This window comes from Streptomyces sp. YS-3 (assembly GCF_045257485.1).
Lineage (GTDB): Bacteria > Actinomycetota > Actinomycetes > Streptomycetales > Streptomycetaceae > Streptomyces.
This window is the reverse complement of sequence record NZ_JBJHPC010000712.1, coordinates 1-3,217: the sequence shown is the minus strand read 5'-3', so window position 1 is coordinate 3,217 and position 3,217 is coordinate 1. Positions and strand designations below refer to the sequence as shown.

The 3,217-nt window shown below is 73.3% G+C and carries 4 protein-coding genes and 1 pseudogene; 3 read left to right on the top strand and 2 right to left on the bottom strand.

The annotated features are described in order from the left end of the window. Window positions 1-876, top strand: an 876-nt coding sequence (locus tag ACJA3G_RS33710; protein ID WP_406556835.1) for a galactokinase, incomplete at its 5' end; no start/stop codon positions are given. A gap of 22 nt (window positions 877-898) precedes the next feature. On the opposite strand, the gene ACJA3G_RS33705 is transcribed toward ACJA3G_RS33710, so the two are convergent. Next, the gene (locus ACJA3G_RS33705) at window positions 899-1,339 is read right to left on the bottom strand and encodes a GNAT family N-acetyltransferase (protein WP_406556834.1); all 441 of its coding nucleotides are present in this window, start codon (window positions 1,337-1,339) and stop codon (window positions 899-901) included. A 227-nt stretch (window positions 1,340-1,566) separates the two neighbouring features. Here ACJA3G_RS33705 and ACJA3G_RS33700 point away from each other — a divergent pair, with 227 nt between their 5' ends. Next, window positions 1,567-2,346 (top strand): LuxR C-terminal-related transcriptional regulator, encoded by a 780-nt coding sequence (locus tag ACJA3G_RS33700; RefSeq protein WP_371653167.1) that lies wholly within the window; start codon window positions 1,567-1,569, stop codon window positions 2,344-2,346. Here the strand turns inward: ACJA3G_RS33700 and ACJA3G_RS33695 are convergent. Next, the gene (locus ACJA3G_RS33695) at window positions 2,305-2,802 is read right to left on the bottom strand and encodes a MarR family winged helix-turn-helix transcriptional regulator (RefSeq protein WP_406556833.1); all 498 of its coding nucleotides are present in this window, start codon (window positions 2,800-2,802) and stop codon (window positions 2,305-2,307) included. The two genes, ACJA3G_RS33700 and ACJA3G_RS33695, sit on opposite strands and share 42 nt — an antisense overlap. Before the next feature lie 131 nt (window positions 2,803-2,933). Between ACJA3G_RS33695 and ACJA3G_RS33690 the strand changes: the two are divergent. Continuing rightward, window positions 2,934-3,217 (top strand): annotated as a pseudogene (locus tag ACJA3G_RS33690) (hypothetical protein); the annotation flags it as partial.

Sequence of the window (3,217 nt, the reverse complement as noted above, 5' to 3'; positions counted from 1 at the left end):
TACCCGGCGGGGGTGGTCTGGGCGCTGCGGGAGGCGGGCCACCCGGTCACCGGCGCCGACATCCATCTCTCCTCGGCGGTCCCGACCGGAGCGGGGCTCTCCTCCTCGGCGGCTCTGGAGGTCGTCACCGCCCTCGCCCTGAACGACCTGTACGACCTGGGGCTCGGCCGGGCCGACCTGGCGCGGATCGCCCAGCGCGCCGAGAACGCCTTCGTCGGGGTGCCCTGCGGCATCATGGACCAGACCGCGTCCGCCTGCTGCGTCGAGGGCCATGTGCTCCACCTGGACACCAGGGACCTCTCGCTGCGCCAGGTCCCCTTCGACCTCGCCGCACACGGACTGGCGCTCCTCGTCGTGGACACCCGGGTGAAGCACGCGCTCGGAGACGGCGCGTACGCCGACCGACGCGCCGCCTGCGAGGCGGGTGCGCGGGCGCTCGGCGTCCGGACCCTGCGTGAGATCTCCCCCGCGCATCTGCCGACGGCGCTGGCCAGGATCGACTCCGAAACCGTCCGCCGGTGCGTACGCCACGTGGTCCGCGACAACGAGCGCGTGGAGCGGGTCGCGGCGCATCTCGCGGCGGGCGATCCGCGCGCGGCCGGACCGGTCCTCACCGAGGGCCATGCCTCGCTCCGCGACGATCTGCGGGTCTCCTGCGCCGAGTTGGACCTGGTGGTGAGCGCGTCGGTGGCGGCCGGGGCGCTCGGCGCGCGGATGACGGGCGGCGGGTTCGGCGGGTCCGCGGTCGTCCTCGTCGAGGCGGCGACGGCCGACACGGTCACCAAGTCGGTCCAGGAGGCCTTCGAGGCGGCCGGATTCACCGCGCCCCGGGTCTTCGAGGCGCTCCCGTCGGCGGGGGCGCGCCGCAGGAGCTGAGGGGGCGGGGGCGCGGCCCGGGTCACAGTCGTTTGGTGAGGATGTACTCGGTGACGCCGGGCGGATAGTCGGGCACCTCGCCCACCACCTCGTACCCCCGCCTGCGGTAGAAGCCCGGCGCCTGGAAGTCCCACGTCTCCACGCGCGCGTGGGCGCAGGAGTGGTCGGTGCGGGCCGACTCCTCGGCTCGGGTGAGCAGTTCGGCCCCGAGGCCCGCGCCCCGGTGGACGGGGTCCACCCACAGCAGGTCCACCAGGAGCCAGCTCGCCCAGAGGCGCCCGGTGAGGCCGCCCGCCAGACCGCCCCGGCCGTCCAGCGCCCAGACGTGCAGCGGACGTTCCTTCTCGCCCGGGGTGCCGCGCAGGGCGCGCAGCGCCGAAGAGCGTTCCGTATTGGTGTCCTTGAGCCGCCGGCCCAGCAGAATGCGTCGCGCCTTGTCCACTTCCGTCTCAAAACGAAACATGGGCCACACCCTAAACAACCCGGTCAATCAGTTCTGCAAATTGCCTTCCGCTCCCGGCCCACGGCCCTACTCTGAAGCACAGCACCGGTGGGGGCCGGTGTTGATCAGGGGGCGAGGCAGTCGGGTACGACGCCCGGGGTGGGGTATCGGTCGGTCCACGGCGGCGGTCGTGCGGCTGCGCTCTGATCCCTTCCGGGCGCCGTGCCGACCGGTCCGTTCCCCGACGCATGGGGGTGTCTGTGGTTCGTATCCGGGTTCTCGTGGTGGATGACCACCGAATCTTCGCGGAGTCGCTGGCCGCCGCGCTGGCGGCCGAGCCCGACGTCGACGTCGCGGCGGCCGGCAGCGGTCCGGCCGCGCTGCGCTGTCTGGAGCGGGGGGCCTCCGAGGGCCGCCGCTTCGACGTGATGCTCGTCGACGCCGACCTCGGCACGCTCGCCGGGGCGCCGGTCGCCCGGGCCGTGCCCGACGGCGGGGGCGCCGACGGCCTGGTCGACGGCATCTCGCTGGTCGCCGGGGTCCGCTCGGGCCAGCCCGCCGTGCGTACGGTGGTGCTCGCCGAGAAGGACGACCCGCGCCGGGCCGCGCTCGCCCTCCAGGCGGGGGCCTCCGGCTGGGTGGCCAAGGACTGCTCGCTCCAGCGGCTGCTCGCGGTGATCAGAGGAGTGCTGCGGGACGAGACGCATCTGCCGCCCGCGCTGCTCACCGGCGTCCTGCGCGAGCTCACCGCCGCCCGCAAGCACCGCACCGAGAGCGAGCGCCTGGTGGAGTCGCTGACCCCGCGCGAGCGCGAGGTGCTGCGGTGCATGGTCGCGGGGCTGGGCCGCAAGGCCGTCGCCGAGCGCCTCTTCCTCTCCCCGCACACGGTCCGTACGCATATGCAGAACGTGCTGGGCAAGCTCGGGGTGCACTCCACGCTCGCCGCCGTCGCCCTGGCGCGCCGGGCCGGGGTCGGCCCCGCCGACCTAGCCGGGGATGTTGTCGAACGGGGCGGTCAACTGGCGTAGCAGCGCCGCGAGTTCCCCCCGCTGGGTGCGCGACAGCTGGGCCAGGATGGCCCGCTCCTGCTCCAGCAGCCCGGCCAGCGCCTGGTCGGCGCGGTCGCGGCCCTCGGGGGTCAGGCGCACCAGCACCCCGCGCCGGTCGCTGGGGTCCGGGAGCCGCTCGACCAGGCCCTTCTTGGCGAGCCGGTCGATCCTGTTGGTCATGGTGCCCGAGGTGACCAGTGTCTGGGTGAGCAGCTGCCCGGGAGAGAGCTGGTAGGGGGCGCCCGCGCGCCGCAGCGACGTCAGGACGTCGAACTCCCAGGGCTCCAGCTGGTGCTCGGAGAAGGCGATTCTGCGCGCCCGGTCGAGGTGGCGCGCCAGCCTGCTGACGCGGCTGAGCACCTCCAGGGGCTCCACGTCGAGGTCCGGGCGCTCGCGGCGCCATGCTGAGACCAGTCGGTCGACCTCGTCCTCCATGTCGATCAGTGTAGAGGGTCTGTCGACATGAAGTCTCTTGACGTCAAGATATATAACGAGCCACCATGGGGAATGGAGGGCCCGGGACCCTGTTCCGTTTCGGTCAGCCGTACCTGCAAGGGGGCTCGAACATGCATTCCGATTTCGTCCCGGAGTCCGTAGAGGCGCAACCAGGCAAATCCACCGGCGCGCTTTCCCGGATCTCCGCCTCGCTGCCCGCTCCCGTCTGGGATCCGCAGCAGTACCTGCACCATTCCAGCCATCGCACCCGACCCTTCCTCGACCTGCTCACCAGGATTCCGGCGCTGCCGGGCTCCGCCGTCACGGCCGCCGCCGACACGGCCGTCGCCGGCGGCCCCGGCACCCCGCGCGTGGGCGCCCAGCGCACCCCGGGTCTGCACCCGGGCCCCGGAAC